Origin of the sequence: Dactylosporangium sp. NPDC051485, assembly GCF_040682015.1 — a bacterium.
Taxonomy (GTDB): Bacteria; Actinomycetota; Actinomycetes; order Mycobacteriales; family Micromonosporaceae; genus Dactylosporangium.
In genome coordinates this window covers 30899-46971 of the sequence record NZ_JBFAZW010000067.1, presented here as the reverse complement: position 1 = coordinate 46971, position 16073 = coordinate 30899, and the positions used below count along the sequence as shown (strand labels likewise).

Annotated in this window: 16 protein-coding genes and 2 pseudogenes; 9 read left to right on the top strand and 9 right to left on the bottom strand. The window is 76.3% G+C overall.

The window, feature by feature from the left end; all coding sequences use genetic code 11:
- Positions 1-52 precede the first annotated feature (52 nt).
- The gene (locus AB0M46_RS32185; RefSeq protein WP_363342167.1) at positions 53-586 is read right to left on the bottom strand and encodes a hypothetical protein; all 534 of its coding nucleotides are present in this window, start codon (positions 584-586) and stop codon (positions 53-55) included.
- A gap of 236 nt (positions 587-822) precedes the next feature.
- Between AB0M46_RS32185 and AB0M46_RS32180 the strand changes: the two genes are divergently transcribed.
- Genes AB0M46_RS32180 through AB0M46_RS32170 form a run of 3 tightly spaced genes read left to right on the top strand, consistent with a single transcriptional unit; the run spans position 823 to position 3915 of the window.
- On the top strand, positions 823-1527 hold the full coding sequence (locus tag AB0M46_RS32180; protein ID WP_363342165.1) for a response regulator transcription factor: 705 nt from the start codon (positions 823-825) through the stop codon (positions 1525-1527).
- Positions 1524-2954, top strand: coding sequence for a HAMP domain-containing sensor histidine kinase (locus tag AB0M46_RS32175; protein ID WP_363342163.1), 1431 nt, complete (start codon positions 1524-1526; stop codon positions 2952-2954). The genes AB0M46_RS32180 and AB0M46_RS32175 overlap by 4 nt, the downstream gene beginning before the upstream one ends.
- A 46-nt stretch (positions 2955-3000) precedes the next feature.
- On the top strand, positions 3001-3915 hold the full coding sequence (locus tag AB0M46_RS32170; protein ID WP_363342161.1) for a YbhN family protein: 915 nt from the start codon (positions 3001-3003) through the stop codon (positions 3913-3915).
- A gap of 40 nt (positions 3916-3955) precedes the next feature.
- Here AB0M46_RS32170 and AB0M46_RS32165 read toward each other — a convergent pair whose 3' ends face one another.
- From AB0M46_RS32165 to AB0M46_RS32155, 3 genes are all read right to left on the bottom strand, one after another.
- Complete coding sequence (locus tag AB0M46_RS32165) at positions 3956-4771, bottom strand: hypothetical protein (protein ID WP_363342159.1); 816 nt, start codon at positions 4769-4771, stop codon at positions 3956-3958.
- A 145-nt stretch (positions 4772-4916) separates the two neighbouring features.
- Positions 4917-5768: a hypothetical protein gene (locus AB0M46_RS32160; protein ID WP_363342157.1), complete on the bottom strand. Its 852-nt coding sequence runs from the start codon at positions 5766-5768 to the stop codon at positions 4917-4919.
- A gap of 21 nt (positions 5769-5789) precedes the next feature.
- Positions 5790-6335 carry a CGNR zinc finger domain-containing protein gene (locus AB0M46_RS32155; protein WP_363342155.1) on the bottom strand — a complete coding sequence of 182 codons (546 nt, stop codon included), beginning with the start codon at positions 6333-6335 and terminating at the stop codon, positions 5790-5792.
- A gap of 39 nt (positions 6336-6374) precedes the next feature.
- On the opposite strand from AB0M46_RS32155, the gene AB0M46_RS32150 reads away from it, so the two are divergent.
- The 3 genes from AB0M46_RS32150 (at position 6375) to AB0M46_RS32140 (ending at position 10081) form a co-directional block, all read left to right on the top strand.
- Positions 6375-7469, top strand: coding sequence for an EamA family transporter (locus AB0M46_RS32150; RefSeq protein WP_363342153.1), 1095 nt, complete (start codon positions 6375-6377; stop codon positions 7467-7469).
- Between the two features lie 112 nt (positions 7470-7581).
- Positions 7582-8895 carry a ferredoxin reductase family protein gene (locus AB0M46_RS32145; protein WP_363342151.1) on the top strand — a complete coding sequence of 438 codons (1314 nt, stop codon included), beginning with the start codon at positions 7582-7584 and terminating at the stop codon, positions 8893-8895.
- A gap of 235 nt (positions 8896-9130) precedes the next feature.
- On the top strand, positions 9131-10081 hold the full coding sequence (locus tag AB0M46_RS32140) for a sensor histidine kinase (protein WP_363342149.1): 951 nt from the start codon (positions 9131-9133) through the stop codon (positions 10079-10081).
- Positions 10082-10158: 77 nt separating this feature from the next.
- On the opposite strand, the pseudogene AB0M46_RS32135 reads toward AB0M46_RS32140, so the two are convergent.
- The 4 genes and pseudogenes from AB0M46_RS32135 to AB0M46_RS32120 form a co-directional block, all read right to left on the bottom strand.
- Positions 10159-10488, bottom strand: a pseudogene (locus tag AB0M46_RS32135) (Clp protease N-terminal domain-containing protein); the annotation flags it as partial.
- A 42-nt stretch (positions 10489-10530) separates the two neighbouring features.
- Positions 10531-10716 (bottom strand): annotated as a pseudogene (locus AB0M46_RS32130) (Clp protease N-terminal domain-containing protein); the annotation flags it as partial.
- Positions 10716-10907: a helix-turn-helix domain-containing protein gene (locus AB0M46_RS32125; RefSeq protein ID WP_363342147.1), complete on the bottom strand. Its 192-nt coding sequence runs from the start codon at positions 10905-10907 to the stop codon at positions 10716-10718. The gene AB0M46_RS32125 and the pseudogene AB0M46_RS32130, both read right to left, overlap by 1 nt.
- A gap of 47 nt (positions 10908-10954) precedes the next feature.
- Positions 10955-12346 (bottom strand): MFS transporter, encoded by a 1392-nt coding sequence (locus AB0M46_RS32120; protein WP_363342198.1) that lies wholly within the window; start codon positions 12344-12346, stop codon positions 10955-10957.
- 74 nt (positions 12347-12420) lie between these two features.
- On the opposite strand from AB0M46_RS32120, the gene AB0M46_RS32115 reads away from it, so the two are divergent.
- From AB0M46_RS32115 to AB0M46_RS32105, 3 genes are read left to right on the top strand one after another with little or no spacing between them, the layout of a single operon-like run.
- Positions 12421-13566, top strand: coding sequence for a hypothetical protein (locus tag AB0M46_RS32115; protein ID WP_363342145.1), 1146 nt, complete (start codon positions 12421-12423; stop codon positions 13564-13566).
- Positions 13567-13573: 7 nt separating this feature from the next.
- Entirely contained in the window at positions 13574-14380 is an 807-nt protein-coding gene (locus tag AB0M46_RS32110) for a sugar nucleotide-binding protein (protein WP_363342143.1), read from the top strand.
- A gap of 44 nt (positions 14381-14424) precedes the next feature.
- Complete coding sequence (locus AB0M46_RS32105) at positions 14425-15687, top strand: PQQ-binding-like beta-propeller repeat protein (protein ID WP_363342141.1); 1263 nt, start codon at positions 14425-14427, stop codon at positions 15685-15687.
- Here AB0M46_RS32105 and AB0M46_RS32100 read toward each other — a convergent pair.
- Positions 15684-16055 (bottom strand): DUF5997 family protein, encoded by a 372-nt coding sequence (locus AB0M46_RS32100; protein ID WP_363342140.1) that lies wholly within the window; start codon positions 16053-16055, stop codon positions 15684-15686. The genes AB0M46_RS32105 and AB0M46_RS32100 overlap by 4 nt on opposite strands.
- Positions 16056-16073: the final 18 nt, after the last annotated feature.

Below are 16073 nucleotides of genomic sequence, written 5' to 3'. Positions count from 1 at the left end.
CTCGGCCCGGGGTGAGGCGGCCTCACCCACGGGCCGGTGTCCAGGGGACCGCCTACGTGGCGGACGGGGCCGGGGTGCTCGGCGCCGGGGCGTGGGTGGTGGGCTGCGCCGGTCCCGGGTTGGCCGGGTAACGCCGCGCCGGCCCGTTGCCGGGGCGGCCGCCGGGGCCGTTGCGGTTCCAGTCGCCGTCGCGGCCGCGGTCGTAGCGCTCGTGGTGGCCGCCGGGCCCGCCGTGGCCGTGGTGGCCGATCGAGCCGACGACGACGGCGCCGACCGCGGTCGCGCCGGCGCCGAGCACACAGCCGAGGAGCAGCGCGGCGCCGGCGATCATCGGTCCGCGCGGGCCGCGCATCGTCTCGCGCCAGGCGGCCCGCGGCCGAGCACCGGCCGACGGGGGCACGGCGGACGGCGGAGACACCGCCCCAGGTGGAGGCACCGCGCCAGACGGGGGCACGGCGCCAGACGGGGGCGCCGCGGACGGTGGAGGAGGCGCCGCGGACGGGGTCGTGACCGCGGGCGGGAAGGGCTCGTGGTACACCGGCGGGGGCTCCTCCGGGTGCGAACGGGCCTCGGCGTCGTCGCTCATCGTGGGCTCCAGGGTCGGGCGGCGCCCGGGGTGTGGCGCCGCTGATGGTGCCAATGGTCAGGCGTCCAGTGAAGGTCCGCCACGCGGCGCGCATAAGAATTGCGTGAGAGCCGGGCCCTCTTACGAAACTCTTAGGGCGGCGACGCGGCGGCTCTCACCCCGACCGGCGATGGTCGGGGAGGACGCGGAACACCACGGCAACAAAAGCGGGCAGGCGCAGGGACGACGGAGGCGGCGTGCGGATACTCGTGGTCGACGACGACGCGGCGGTGCGCGACTCGCTGGCGCGGACGCTGCGCTTCGAGGGCTACCAGGTGCGGACCGCGGACGACGGCCGGCAGGCGCTCGACGCGGTGGCGGCCGATCCGCCCGACGCGGTGGTGCTCGACGTGAGCATGCCGGTGCTCGACGGGCTGAGCGCCTGCCGGGAGCTGCGGGCCGGCGGGCTGCTGGTGCCGGTGCTCATGCTCACCGCCCGCGACAGCGTCGGGGACCGGGTCGCCGGTCTCGACGCCGGGGCCGACGACTACCTGGTGAAGCCGTTCGCGCTGCAGGAGCTGCTGGCCCGGCTCCGGGCGCTGCTGCGCCGGTCGCTGCTGAGCGGGCCGGGCCGGGCCGAGCCGGCGGCCGCGTCCGGGCTGCTGGCCTTCGCCGGCCTGCGGCTGGACCCGCAGACCCGGGAGGTGTGGCGGGGCGACCGGCCGCTGCGGCTGACCCGCACCGAGTTCGCCATCCTGGAGGTGTTCCTGCGCCACCCCCGCCAGGTGCTCACCCGGGAGGTCCTGTTCGAGCACGTGTGGGGGTACGACTTCGGGGAGACCTCGAACAGCATCCACGTCTATCTCGGCTATCTGCGCCGCAAGCTGGAGGCCGCGGGCGAGGACCGCCTGCTGCACACGGTGCGCGGGGTGGGGTTCGTGCTGCGCGAGGAGCCGCTGTGACCGGCTGGTGGCACCGGCGCACGCTGCACGCCCGGCTGTCGCTGCTGGTGACCGGGGCGGTCGCGGTGGCCGTGCTGGCCGGGGCGGGGGTGGCGCTGGCCGCGGTGGCCGGGATCCAGCGGCGGCAGATCGAGCAGCAGCTCACGGTCGACGCGCAGGCCATCGCCGCCCAGCCGGAGCAGTGGAAGGCCAGCGCCGGGCAGCTGCCGGGCGGTATCGGCCTCGGGCCGGACGAGGGGCACGGGCCGCCGGGGCACCGGCGGCCGCGCGACCTCGGCGCGCGCTGGCAGATCGTGGACGCCGACGGCCGGGCGGTCGGCGACGCCGGCGCCCTGCCGCTGACCGGCGCGGCCCGGCAGGTCCTCGACGGGCGGCGTTCCTCGGCGCGGGAGGCGGTGACGATCGACGGCGCCGGGTACCTCATGCTGACCCTCCCGGCCTCCGGCGGCGGCGTGGTGCAGGTGGCCATCGACCGGGACCCGGCCCGCCGCACCCTGGCCCAGCTGGGACTGCTGCTGGCCGCCGGGTGCGCGGCCGGGATCGCCGGGGCGGCGCTGCTCGGCCGGGCGGTGGCCCGGGCCGGGCTGGTGCCGGTGCAGCGGCTCGCCGAGGCCGTCGAGGACGTGACCGCGACCCTGGACCTCACGCATCCGGTGCCGGTGGCCGGCGCCGACGACGACATCGCCCGGCTGGGCCGCTCGGTGAACACCCTGCTCGGCGCGATCGACGCGTCCCGGCGGGCCCAGCGGGCCCTGGTCGAGGACGCCGGCCACGAGCTGCGCACCCCGCTGACCAGCATCCGCACCAACGTGGAGCTGCTGCTGGCGGTGGAGCGGCGCCCGGAGCTGGCCCACCGGCTGCCGCCGCAGGAGCGGGCCCGGCTGCTGGCCGACCTCGAGTCGCAGGTGGCGGAGCTGGCCACGCTCACCACCGAGCTCGTGGAGCTGGCCCGGGAGGAGACCAGCCGCGAGGAGGCCGAGCCGGTCGACCTGGCCGGCGTGGTCGCCGCCGCGGTCGCCCGGGTGCGCACCCGCGCCCCGGGCCTGATCTTCGCCGCCGGACTGGAGCCGGTGACCGTCGAGGGCCGCCCCGGGGAGCTGGAGCGGATGGTGGTCAACGGCCTGGACAACGCCGCCAAGTGGAGCCCGCCTGGCGGCACGGTCACCGTCACCCTGCGGCCCGGCGGCGGGTACTGCGAGCTGCGCGTGGCCGACGCCGGGCCAGGCATCGACGAGGCCGACCGGCCGCACGTGTTCGACCGCTTCTACCGGGCCACCGCGGCCCGCTCGATGCCCGGCTCCGGGCTGGGGCTGGCCATCGTCGCGCAGACCGCCGCACAGCACGGTGGCACCGCGGCCGTCGCCCCCAACGAGCCACGCGGCACGGTGCTGACGATCCGGCTGCCGGTTTTCTCACCCGGTTCTTAGGCTCCGCCGCGGCCCGCTCTTACCCGGCCCGCCGATCGTGGTCGGCATGAGGCCTTCCGCCCGCTGGTGGCGCCCGGCGCTGCTCCTCGCGGGGACCGCCGTCGCCGTGGCCGGGCTGCGCGCTCACCTGCCCTCCGCCACCTGGCTGGCGGTGCGCGCCGCGGCGCCCTGGTGGCTGGCCGCCGCGGCCGCGCTGTCGGTGTTGTCGATGGCGGCGTTCTCCGAGCAGCAGCGGCGGCTGCTGGCCGCGTTCGGGGTGCCGATGCCGGCGGGAGCGTCCCTGGCCCTGACGTACGCGCGCTCGGCCATGGCCGCCGCGCTGCCGGCCGGGTCGGCCATCTCCGCCGGGTACGCCTTCAGGCGGTTCCGCGACCGCGGCGCCGGGCACGCCGCGGCCGGGGCCGTCGTACTGCTGTCCGGCGTGGCGTCCCTGGCCGGGCTGGCGGTGCTGTACGGGGTGATCGAGGCGCCGTGGCTGCTGTGGGTCCTCGCCGGGGGTGCCGCGGTGCTGGCGCTGCGCCCGCGGGCGGCGGGCGCGGCCGGGCCGTCCGGCGGGCGGCTGCGGGACACGCTGCGGCTGGCCCGCACGGTGCCACCGGGGCGGTGGGTCGCCGTCGTCGGCATCGCCGTCGCCAACTGGGGCACGGACCTGGGGTGCCTGCTGGCCGCCGTACAGGCCGTGCATCTCGACGTGGCGTGGACGGCGGTGGCGACCGGGTATCTCGTCGCGCAGCTGGCCCGGCAGGTCCCGGTCACGCCCGGCGGGGCCGGCGTCATCGAGGCCGCGCTCGTCATCGCGCTCACCGCGGCCGGAGCGGCCACCGCCCCGGCGGCCGCGGCCGTGCTCGTCTACCGGGTGCTGTCCTGCTGGGGCGTGCTGCCGATCGGCCTGGCCTGCTGGGCCGCGGCCCGGCGGAGCGCTCCGGTACCCACCCGGCCCTGGAGATGGACACCCGCGTGATGCGGCCGCCCGTCGGCCCTGCGGTTCACGGTGTAGGCGATCACCAGCCGCCGTCGAACAAGGCGAGCAGGGCGGGTGCGGGGTCGGCGGCCACGGAGGTGTTGGCGACGACGATGACGAGGGCGGCCAGGGACACCAGGGCCGAGGCGGTGCCGAGCGCGCCGAGGCCCCGGCGGGCGCGCCCGTCGGACCGGGCCGTCCGGGCGAAGCGCCGCCACAGCAGGACGCTCGCGGCGACAAGGGCGACCGCGACGACGGCGGCGATGACGGCCATCGCCTCGTGGTACCGCCCGAAGTCCGCCACCATCGCCTGCACCGCGGGCGGGTTGTGCCCGCCCTCGGCCAGCCGCTGCCGGGCCTGCGCGAGCGCGTCGGCGAGCGGCCCGTCCGGGGTGCCGTCCGCCAGGATCGGCAGCAGCGAGGCGAACGGGGCCACCGCCCCCTGGACGTTGGCCATCACCGTCGCGAGGGCCAGCAGGCCGAGCAGCGACACGAGCGTCCCCGCAGCGAGGGTCGCCGGCCGCCGGCCCGGCCGCAGGTACCGCCGGTACAGCACCACGCCGAGCCCGGCGAGGGCGGCCAGCAGCAGCGCGGCGATCGCGCCCTTCACCACGTGGTACCGCAACCAGAAGTCGACGACGCGGGTCAGGTCCGGCGGCAGGTCCCGGTCGCCGGAGCGCCAGTAGTCGAGGAACGCGCCGCGCAGCGACGAGGAGAGGCGGCCCTGGTCGGCGAGGCCGCCGCCGCCCGAACCGGCCGCGGCCAGCGGGCCCGGGGCGAGAACGAAGGCGGCGCCGAGCGCCAGGACGAGCCCGGTCAGGGTACGGCCGGGACGGCGCGAGAGGAGTGCGTGCATGACTGCGAGCCTCGTCCACAGCACCCGCGCGGGCCAGGGCGCTGGAGGGAGTCTTCGGGGTAACGCTGGCGATACCCTCGGGCCGGCCGGGATCAGCGGGCGGTGGCATCGAGGTGACGAGCGTCGTGAGGCCCCTCGCCCGGCCTCAGACCGGGTCGGGGTACGGGATCATCCGCCGCAGCTCGCGGTCGAGCAGGGCCAGCTCGCCGGCGAGCTGCGCCCCGGCGGCGGCCGGGTACGTGTACGAGAACACGTGGATGCGGCACTGCCCCGCCAGCTCCTGCCCGATCTGCCAGTACCGGATGCGCAGGTCCTCACCGTCCTCGACGGCGGAGACCTCGTACACGTCGAACTCGCAGCCGGTGGGCAGGGTGCCGCCGTCGATCTGGCGCTCGCCCGGCTTGCGCGGCTGGCGCAGCGCCGGCGGCCCGGTGGCGGCGGACGTGTCGAAGGTGAGCACGCTCAGGCGCAGGGTGCCCTCGCCGTCGGGGTCGTAGAAGCAGCCGCCGGACTGCGGGTCCTGCTCGACCTCCCACGTCTCGGGCAGCCAGAAGCGGGCGATCCCGCCGAGGTACACAACCTCGCGCAGGCCGTCGCGCTCCCCCGGCGCGATGGGCGCGGCCCGGGTGGCGTACTGGCCGCCGTCGGGGTTCCAGAACGCGAAGCGGGCCTGCGGCGCCACCTCCAGGTCGCCCTCGTCGATCCCGGCCGCGAGCAGGTCCGGCCGGCGCATCGTCGGCAGCGTCACCTCGTCCACCCCGGCCAGGACGTCCCCGACGGTGCGGTCGAGGTGCGCGCGCAGCGCCTCGACCGGCTGCCGGCCCAGGCCGTGCACGTGGATGTCGTGGTCGACGGCGAAGGTGCGGACGCGGTAGACGACCGGCCCGTCGTCGGGCACGAAGAACTGCACCGTGTCGAAGGTGGCGTCGCTCGGCAGCTCGACATCGCGCACGTATGAGCCGCGAACCGTCAGGCGCGCGATGAGCAGAACCGGCACCACGTGATCGTATCCGGGGGCCTACGAGCGGCGGGCCAGGCCCTTGCGTGCGCGGTAGGCGGCCGCGTTGGTGCGGTTGCCGCAGCCGCCCTCGCAGAAGCGGCGGGAGCGGTTCTTGGACAGGTCGACGAGGACGTCCTCGCAGTCGCCGGCCGCGCAGGTGCGCAGCCGGTCCAGCGACTTGGTCCGGATCACGTCCAGCATCGCCATGGCGAACTCGACGGCGATGCGCACGTCGAGGTCGGCCTCGGGCGGGGTGGCGTGCAGGTGGTAGTCCCAGTCGTCGTGCTTGACCAGCTGGGGCAGGGCCCGCGCCTCGCGCAGCATCCCGTTGGCCAGCTCCACCGCCTCGTCCTCGGTGGCGGCCCAGAAGCGGCGCAGCCGCGGGCGCAGGGCGCGGATCGCCGCCAGCTCGGCGTCGTCGCCGGCCATCTTGCCGGTCCACCTCCACTGGGACAGGAACGCCTGCAGGGCCCCGACGTCGGGCAGCAGCTCCACCGACGCGCCGGTGTTGACCAGGGCCGCGGCCACGCCCAGGGCCTCCTCGGTGTCATGAGCAAAAATCACCTTGACTCCTTATGCGGCCCGAGGCTAGCGTCCTGCATCATGAGCATAACGCGTTTTGGTGCTGACGGTCGCCGGGGATTGGCCGGGATCGGGCTGGCGCTGCTGTCGGCCGCCACGTTCGGGACCGCCGGGCCGTTCGCGGGCTCCCTCATGGCCACCGGGTGGACGCCGGGGGCCGTGGTGACGCTGCGCATCGGCATCGCCGCGCTCGTGCTCACCGTGCCGGCCGTGCTCGCGCTGCGCCGGGCGCCCGGCGCGCTGCGCAGGTGCCTGCCGCAGATCCTCGCGTTCGGGCTCGTCGCCGTGGCGGGCGCCCAGCTGACGTTCTTCAACGCCGTCAAGCGCCTCGACGTCGGGGTGGCGCTGCTGCTGGAGTACGGCGGCATCCTCCTCGTCGTCGTGTGGGCCTGGCTGCGCCACGCCCAGCGGCCCCGGCGGCTCACCGTCGTCGGCGGGCTGGCGGCGCTGGGCGGGCTGGTCCTGGTCCTCGATCCCGGCAGCCGCCTCGACACCGTCGGCGTGCTGTGGGCCGCCCTGGCCGCGGTGTCGCTCGCGGTGTACTTCGTGATGGCCTCCCGCGGCGACGGCGCCCTCCCGCCGATCGTGATGGCCTGGTCGGGCATGGCGGTCGGGGCCGTCACGCTGGGCGTCTTCGCGGCCGCGGGCCTGCTGCCGTTCCGCACCAGCGGCGCGGACGTGACCCTGCTCGATCACCGGATGAGCTGGCTGGTGCCGGTCGCGGGGCTGTCCCTGATCGCCGGCGCCGCCGCCTACGCCGTCGGCATCGTCGCGTCCCGCCGCCTCGGGGCCAAGGTCGCCTCCTTCGCCGGCCTCACCGAGGTGCTCTTCGCCGTCCTCTTCGCCTGGCTGCTGCTCGGCCAGGCCCCCGGCGCGTGGCAGCTGGCCGGCGGCGTGGTCGTCATCGCCGGCATCGCCCTGGTCAAGGCCGACGAGCGCGAGCCCGGACCGCAGGCGCCGGACCCGATCACGGCAGAGGCGGGCGGGCCCGAGGGGCCGGGAACGCCGGACCCGCTGCCGGAGCCGGTCACGGCAGAGGCGGGCGAGCGCGAGCGCGAGCCCGGGCCGCAGGCGCCGGACCCGCTGCCGGTGCCGGTCACGGCAGAGGCGAGGTAGCCGCCGAACCCGCTCGCGAGGCGGGAAATGGCCCGCAATAACGCTTTTCGCGGAACCGTCGGACTGTTCACAAGCCCTGGGCCGCCGGGCGCGGCGTTCGTATCGTACTGCGGTGCGCAAGACGGTGGCCCTGGCCGCGGCGGGCAGCCTGGCCGCCGCGACCGCGCTGTGGGCCGATGGGCTGCCCACCGCCCCGCCCGGGCTGGCCGCCGCGGGTCGCCTGGCCGCGCTGTGGTCGACCGACCTGCTGCTGCTGCAGGTGCTGCTCATGGCCCGCATCCCGTGGGTCGAGCGGGCCTTCGGGCAGGACACCCTGGCCCGCTGGCACCGCTGGACCGGGGCGGCGTCGTTCGTGCTGCTGCTCGCGCACGTCGGGCTGGCGCTGCTCGCCTCGGCGCGGCGGGCCGGCACCGACGTGGCGCACCAGATGGTGACGCTGCTCGTGCAGTACCGCGGGATGGTCATGGCGACCCTGGGACTGTGCGCGCTGGTGCTGGTGGTGCTCACGTCCCTGCGGTTCGTGCGCCGCCGGCTGCGCTACGAGGCGTGGCATCTGCTGCACCTGTACGCGTACGCCGGCATCGCCCTCGCCGTGCCGCACGAGCTGTGGCTGGGCAGCGACTTCACCGGCGCGCTCGACAGGGCGTTCTGGTGGACGATGTACGGCGCCGCCACCGTCGCCACCGTGCTGTTCCGCGTCGGCATGCCGGTCTGGCGCACCCTGCGCCACCGGCTCACCGTCGATCGGGTCGTCGCCGAGGCCCCCGGCCTGGTCTCGGTGTACCTGCGCGGCCGCCGCCTGGACCGCCTCCCGGCCCGCGCCGGGCAGTTCTTCGTCTGGCGCTTCCTGGACGGCCGGGGCGCCCTGCACGGCAAGCCGTTCTCGCTGTCCGGCCCGCCCCGCGGCGACCAGCTGCGGATCACGGTGAAGACCGTCGGCGAGGGCACCGCCCGGGTCGCCACCCTGCGCCCCGGCACCCGGGTGCTCATCGAGGGCCCGTACGGCCGGATGACCGCCGACACCTACACGGGCGGCCCGGTGACGATGTTCGGCTGCGGCGTCGGCGTCACCCCGCTGCTGGCCCTGCTGTGGGACCTGCCCTACGGCCACGGCCGGGCCACCCTGGTGTACCGCACCCGCCACGCCGACGAGGTCGCCTTCCTGCCGGAGCTGGAGTGGCTGTCCCGCGAGCGCGGCGTGCGCCTGGTCCCGCTGGTCGGCCCGCGCGCCTCGGCCGGCTCCTGGCTCCCGGTCGGCTACGCCGACTACGACGACACGGAGGCCCTGCGCTCCCTGGCCCCGGACCTGTCCGACCACGACGTCTACGTCTGCGGCCCGGACCCGTGGACCGACGCCGTCCTGCGCGCCGCCCGCCGCCTGGGCGTCCCCGCACCACGCCTGCACCGCGAGCGCTTCGCCTGGTAGCCAGGCGCGCTCCGGTGATGTCGTCATGGCGCCGCCGCATCGAGCCTTGTCAAGATCGAGGCGGACTCCCGAGCGGTGCGGTCATTGACCATCCCGGATCGGTGATCCCTCCGCGAACGGACACACAGCCGGCCCGCGCGTCGGTACGCTTCGGTCATGGGCAATGCGCGGGGGCGCCGGTGAGCGCTCCGGTCGCGGCGAAGCATGCCTGCCTGGCGTGCGACGGGGAGCCGTGATGAGGACCGGCGCCGCGGCCGGCCACGCCGGCTATTTCCACGAGGCCGTCCGGTACGACTCCGACGAGCACCTGCTCGCGGTCGTGGTGCCGTTCCTGCTCGGCGGGGCCGAGGCCGGCGAGCCCACCCTGGTCGCCTTCGGCGAGCGCAACGCCTCCCTGGTCCGCGCCGAACTGCCGGCCGGCGTCCCGGTCACGTTCCTCACCGGCGGCGAGGTCTACGCCCGCCCGGCCGGCGCGATCCGCTCCTACCGCAGCCTGCTGGCCGAGCACGTCGCCGCGGGCGCCCGGCAGATCCGCATCGTCGGCGAGCTGGCGCCCGACACGTTCGGCCCTACGTGGGACTGGTGGGCGCGGTACGAGTCGGCGATCAACCACGCGTACGACGAGTTCCCGCTGTGGAGCATGTGCGCGTACGACGAGCGGGTCACCCCGGCCGCGGTGCTCGACGACGTGGACCGGACCCACCCGCGCACCGCCCGGCCGGGCGACCGGCACGAGCCGAACGCGGGCTACCGCCACCCCGGGGATTTCCTGCTCGCCAGCCGCCCGGCCCCGGCCGACCCGATCCAGCTGGCCCGGCCGACCGCCGACCTGCTCGGCCCGTCCCCGGCGCAGGCCCGCAACGCGATCCGCGCCGCGGGCGAGGACCACCTGCCGCCCCGCGAGCTGGACGACCTCGTCCTGGCGGTCAGCGAGATCGTCACCAACGCCCACCTGTACGGCCGGGAGCCGATCCACGTGCGGGTGTGGACGGGCGCGGGCCGCATGGTGGTCACCGTCGCCGACCGCGGCCCCGGCCCGAAGGACGCCTTCGCCGGCCTGCTCCCGGCGGCCAGCGACGGCTCCGCCGGCCTGGGCCTGTGGATCGCCCACCAGGTGTGCAGCCACGTGAGCCTGCACCGCGAGCCCGACGGCTTCACCGCCCGCCTGACGGTCGGCCCCCTCTGACCGGACCCGCTCGGGCAGGGCGGTGCGCGCGCGCTGCCGCGGGGCGCTCAGGCGGCCCGGGTGGCGCCGGCCAGGGTGCGGCGGCGCAGGTCGGGCAGGTCGGCGCCGAGGTCGTGCAGGACCTTGGCGGCCAGGCCCTCGCCCTCGCGCAGCAGCCCCAGCAGGATGTGCTCGGTGCCGATGGAGCCGTGGTGCAGCGCCACGGCCTCGCGCACGGACAGCCCGAGGACCTTCTTCGCGCGCCGGCTGAACGGCACGCCGTGGCCCACCGGCGAGGCGCGGCGACGCAGCCAGCCGCGGCGGGTCGCGGGGCGGCCCGGCTCGTCCAGGGCGCCCTTGCCGAAGGCCTGCTCGACCTGGGCGCGCACGGCGTCCAGGTCGATGCCGATGGCGCGCAGGGCCTCGGCGTCGCGGCCGCCCAGCGGCTCGTCGTCGACCAGTTCGCGGATGCGCGAGCGCACGGCGCCGGCCCGCACCCCCGCGGCGCGCAGCACGGTGCCGGCGGGGCCCGCGTCGTCGGCGAGCAGGGCCAGGAGCAGGTGCTCCGTGCCGATGCACGGATGGGCCATCGCCACCGCCTCGTCCTGGGCGCGGGTGACGACGGATCGGGCCTGGTGGGTGAAGCGCTCGAACATCAGGGCTCCTTCGCGTGCTTCTGGTGGACGGCCTGGCGGGTCACGCCGAGCGCCTCGGCGATCTCCTGCCAGGACCAGCCCAGCCGCCGGGCGTTGCGCACCTGCACCGCCTCGAGCCGGTCGGCCAGCCGGCGCAGGGCCAGAACGGCCCGCAGGCCGGTCCCGGGATCCGCGTCTCCCACACCTGTCAACCTAGCTTGACACGCCTTCCTGCGTCAACCTGTCTTGACGCCCGCGGTCAGCCGGCGACCTGTTCGCGCTGCTGCCGCAGTCCCGACCCCACGTCGACCAGCGCCGCGACGAGGGCGACCAGGACGAACCCGATCGTCACGAAGAGCGACGCGCGAAACGCCTCTTCCCAGTCCCCGCCGCTGCCGGCCAGGCGGTTGAAGAAGACCGATCCGACGGCGGCGATCCCGATCGCCGTGCCGATGCGCTGGGCGGTCTGCAGCACCGCGCCCGCGCTGCCGGCCCGGCGCACCGGCACCTCGGCCAGGGTGAGCGTCTGGTTCGGGCTGATCACCAGGCCGCTGCCGATCCCGGCGACGAGCAGGGGCAGCGCGGCGGCGAGGCCCGCCCCGCGCCCGGGCTCCAGCCGCAGCGCGACCAGCGTCGCCGCCAGGCCCACGGCGACGAGCACCAGGCCGATGGCGACGAGCGGGCGGCCGGAGCGCACGACCGTGCGCCCGCCCAGCGCCGAGGCGGCCGCCGAGCCCAGCGCGAACGGGGTGATGGCGAGGCCCGCCTGCAGCGCCGAGTACCGCAGGCCGCTCTGCAGCAGCAGCGTGTACGTGAAGAAGATCGAGGGGAAGCCGCCGAAGAAGCACAGGCCGACGAGCGTGCCGAGGCCGTACGAGCGGACCTTGAACAGGGACAGGTCGACGAGCGAGGTGCCGTGCCGGGCGAAGCGCCACTCCCAGGCCACGAACCCGGCCAGCACGGCGACCGCGGCCACGGCCAGCAGCCACTTGCCCGGCCCCGGCCACTGCCGCTCCTGCACCAGCGGCAGGAGCAGCAGCAGGACGCCCGCGCCGAGCAGCGCCACGCCGACCGGGTCGAGGCTCTCCCGCTCCCGGCGCTCCTCGGGCGGCCCCGGCAGCCAGCGCGCGGCGAGGGCGATCGCGACCGCCCCGATCGGCAGGTTGATGTAGAAGATCCAGCGCCAGCCCTGCGCGGCGCCGAAGGCCTGGATGAGCAGCCCGCCGAGCAGCGGCCCGACCGCCGTCGACACCCCGATGGTCGCCCCGAGCAGCCCGAACGGCCGCCCGCGGTCGGGCGGCGCGAACAGCTGCTGGATCAGCCCGGAGACCTGCGGGTTCACCACCCCGGCGGCGGCGCCCTGCACGAGCCGGGCCGTGACCAGCCACAGCGGCCCGGTGGCCACCCCCGCCGCCGCGCTGGCCAGCGTGAACAGCGCGAGCCCGGCGATGAACGCGTTGCGGCGCCCGCGGGCGTCGCCGAACCGGCCGGCCGGCACGAGCAGCAGCCCGAACGTCAGCGCGTAGCCGGACAGCACCCACTGCAGCTCGCCCGAGCCGAGGTGCAGTTCGGCGCGGATGGAGGGCAGGGCCACATTGACGATGCTGACGTCGAGCAGGGTCATGAACCCCGCGACCAGCGCCACGCTCATCGCGCGCCATCGGTTCACCAGCACCGCAGTTCCCGCCCCCCGCTCCCGGCAAACGTCATCTACGCTCAACCACCGTGAAATACTGGGAGACCCGCGGCCCGGACGACGTCGCCGAGTGGCTGGAGCAGGTCACGAGCCTGCCGTGGGCCGAGCCGTTCCCGGTCACGCTGTGCGGGGAGCGCTTCGGCTGGCGCACCGGCAACCCCGCCGCGCGCACGGTGAGCGCCGACCGGCCCCACCTGCCGTACGCCTGGCAGGACGTCGCCGGCGACAACGAGGACGGCGCCGTCGCCAACCTGCGAATCCGCCTCGACCAGTGGTTCGGCACCGAGGACGAGCCCCACGTCGAGGAGTCCCCCGCCTGGCTGCGCTACGACCTCATGCGCCGCGTCACGGGCCAGCTCACCGCCCTATACGGCCCGCCGGACGACGCCCGGGACTCGCGGCCGCACGGCGAGAGCCGGTACTGGTACCGCGACGGCCACTTCCTCGTCGTGCACGCCGGCCCGTCCACGGTCATGCTCCAGTGCGGCCGCCGCCGCGGCGACGCGGTCATGCGGTGGCCCGACCCGCAGCCGGCCCCGGCGTCGTGGGACGACCTCGCCGGCCGAATCGCCCGCGCGCTGCCCCGCCTGGGTCCGAGGGTGATGCTGCAGCTCACCGACCTCGACGACAACGCCAGGGGCGCCTACTACCAGTGGTGGGACGGCGGGCGTCAGCAGATGACGGAGTCGTACGGCGGCGGCGCCTCGCTCGGCATCTGGATGTACGACAAGGAAGACGAGACGGCGAAGACGGAGGCCGTCACGGCGGGCCTGCGGGCGCTCGCGGAGGCCGGCACCGCGGGACCGCACCGGCTCGTCCACCGGGCCCATGACGAGTCCTACCCGGGCATCATGGTGCGGTTCGACGCCCTGGGCCTGCCGTGGCGCACCGCCCCGGAGTCGCTGTGGCGCACCAAGGACTCGGGCGAGCCGCTGCCCTGGAAGGCCGCCGAGCCCGGCGACAGCAGTAGCTACGACGCCCTCTTCGACCAGCCGCGCTTCGACGTCGAGCCGGTGGCCCTGGGCCGGTGGGACGCGGTGTGGGATGGCACCGGGTGGGGCCGGGGCCGCCCCGGCCTCAAGGAGGACGGCCCGCTGCAGGTACTCGCCCGCGTCGACCGCCTCACCGCCGAGCGCATCGCCCTGTCCCTGACCGGCGTCGCGCTGCCGGCCTGATCGACGCATGGACATCCTCGTGATAGGCGGCACCGGCAACCTGGGCCGGGAACTGGTGCGCCAGGCCCGGGCGGCCGGCCACCGGGTCGCCGCGACCTACCACCGCCACCCGGTCGCCGCCGACGGCGTGACCTGGCACCCGCTCGACCTGCGCGACCGGCGCGCGGTGGCCGCGCTGACCGCCGGGGTCGTCATCAACGCGGCGTACCAGAAGTCCGACTGGGCCACCACGGCCGACGGCGCCCTGCACGTCGCGGCCGCGGCCGCCGCCACCGGCGCCCGCCTGGTCCACGTGTCCTCGGACGCGGTCTTCTCCGGCGCCGCGCCGTCCTACCCGGAGACGAGCGCCCCGGACCCGATCACGCCCTACGGCGCCGCCAAGGCCGCCGCCGAGACGGCCGTGCGCGGCCTGACCCCGTCCGCCGTCATCGCCCGCACGTCCCTCATCGTCGGCGACGGCGACTCCGTCCACGAGACCCGCGTCCACGCCCTGGCCACCGGCGCTTCGGGCGGCGCGCTGTTCACCGACGACGTGCGCTGCCCGGTCCACGTCGCCGACCTGGCCGCCGCCCTGCTGGAGCTGGCCGCGTCCCCGCACGCCGGGGTCCACCACGTCGCCGGCCCCGACGCGGTGAGCCGCCACGAGCTGGGCACCCTGATCGCCCGCCGCGACGGCCTCGACCCGGCCCGCCTGCCCGCCGCCCTGCGCGCCGAGTCGGCGGACCCCGGCCCGCTGGACGTCCGCCTGGACTGCACCGTCACCCGGTCCCGCCTGCGCACCCGCCTGCGAGGCGCCCGCGAGTTCCTGCGGTAGTCACGGTTCCGGCCGCCGGGGCACGCCTGTGGCACCCTGTTCAGGTGCAGACCACCCCGGCGGCCGGCGTGATCGACCTCGACGTGCCGGACACACCGCGCGCCCGGCGCCGCCGGGCCGACCGGCGGCCGACGCTCGCCGCCTCGCTCCTCGTGGCGGCCGCGCTCCTACCGGCCGGCGACGCCCGCCCGGCCGCCCCGGCCGCCGCGGTGATCAGCGTGCGGGCCGAGCACGCCAGGAGCGTGCGCCTCGACGGCGACGTCGTCTACCTGCTGACCGACGCGTCGGCCGAGTCGTACCGGCTCTCCGACGGCGCCCGGCGGTGGAGCGTCTCCGTCTCCGACCAGGCGCTGCTCGTGCACGCCGACGCCGAGCGGGTGGTGCTGGCCGGCAGCGCGTCGCTCGTCGGGCTCGACGGCGCCACCGGGGCCGAGGTCTGGCGCCGCAACGGCTACGCGTTCGTGCCGGACGGCGACGCCGCGGCGTCCGGGGTCGCGCTCGCCTGGGCGCCGACGACGCAGATGCGGCTGGCCGGGATCGACATCCGCACCGGGGACGTGCGCTGGACGCTCCCCGCACCCGACGGCGGGCCGCGCGTCGTGCTCGCCGCCGGCGGCGAGGTGCAGATCGCGGACGTCGAGCAGGACGGCACGCTGCGGCTGCGCGCGGCAGGATCGGCCGCGCCGGTGTACACCGTCCGGCTGGACCTGCCCGGATCGGTCAACCGCCTGGACGTCGCCGGCGGCCGGGTGCTCACCGCCGTGTACAGCCACGGCGCGATGCGCGGCTTCACCGTGTTCGACCTGGCCACCGGCCGGCCGTTGTGGCGACCCCCGGACGGACCCGACGGCGGGATGTGGTGGTGCGGGCGGACGCTGTGCTCAATGACCGGGCTCAGCACCTCCGGGCTGGACCCCGACACCGGCCGCGAGCGGTGGCGCCTCTACGGCTGGTCACTGCTCACCCCGCTGGACGACCGGCACCTGCTGGCCACCCGCAACAGCGCCGACCCGGACCGGGGCGGGCTCGTCCTGGACACCGGGACCGGCCGGGTGCTGCAGACCATCGAGGGCTGGGACGTGGTCGGCACCGTGGCGTGGCCCGGCGTGCTGGTGGCCCGTCGCGACGCGACGAGCGGGGGCGGGGCGCTGGTGGCCCGGCTCGACGCCGCCACCGGCGCCGCCACCCCGCTCGGCCACGCGTCGCAGTGGACGGCCTCGGCCCGCTGCGTCGCCTCCGCGCGGTACCTGGCCTGCCTGCACGACCGGCTCTCCGTCTGGCGGCTCCCCCGGGGTATCAGGCCCTAGGCTCGGCGCTCCTGCAGGCGGTGCTGCTCCCGCCGTACCTCCGCGAAGGACTCCCGCTCGTGCACCAGCCACTCCGGCGGGTCGGCGGCCAGGGCGGCGATCTGCTCGGTGGTCAGCGCCTCCGTCACCCCGCCGCGGGCCAGCCCACTGTTGGACACCCGCAGCCGGGCGGCGACCACGTTGCGCGGGTGCGGCCCGTCCCGGCGCAGCTCCACCAGCCACTGGGGCGGGTTGCGCTGCAGCTCGTCGAGCTCGTCGCGCGACACCAGGCGGTCCTGGAACTCCCGCGGCGTCGCCGGCAGGTACACGTCGAGCTTCTGCGCGGCCGTTGCGGGCTTCATCACCTGGGGCTTTTTCGCCTTACTCACCGCCACAGCCTAGCCTTG

Coding starts and splice junctions, on each gene's coding strand:
- AB0M46_RS32165 (WP_363342159.1), bottom strand. CDS start 4,771: ATGCACGCACTCCTCTCGCGCCGTCCCGGCCGTACCCTGACCGGGCTC.
- AB0M46_RS32150 (WP_363342153.1), top strand. CDS start 6,375: ATGAGCATAACGCGTTTTGGTGCTGACGGTCGCCGGGGATTGGCCGGG.
- AB0M46_RS32120 (WP_363342198.1), bottom strand. CDS start 12,346: ATGAGCGTGGCGCTGGTCGCGGGGTTCATGACCCTGCTCGACGTCAGC.
- AB0M46_RS32185 (WP_363342167.1), bottom strand. CDS start 586: ATGAGCGACGACGCCGAGGCCCGTTCGCACCCGGAGGAGCCCCCGCCG.
- AB0M46_RS32110 (WP_363342143.1), top strand. CDS start 13,574: ATGGACATCCTCGTGATAGGCGGCACCGGCAACCTGGGCCGGGAACTG.
- AB0M46_RS32170 (WP_363342161.1), top strand. CDS start 3,001: ATGAGGCCTTCCGCCCGCTGGTGGCGCCCGGCGCTGCTCCTCGCGGGG.
- AB0M46_RS32140 (WP_363342149.1), top strand. CDS start 9,131: ATGAGGACCGGCGCCGCGGCCGGCCACGCCGGCTATTTCCACGAGGCC.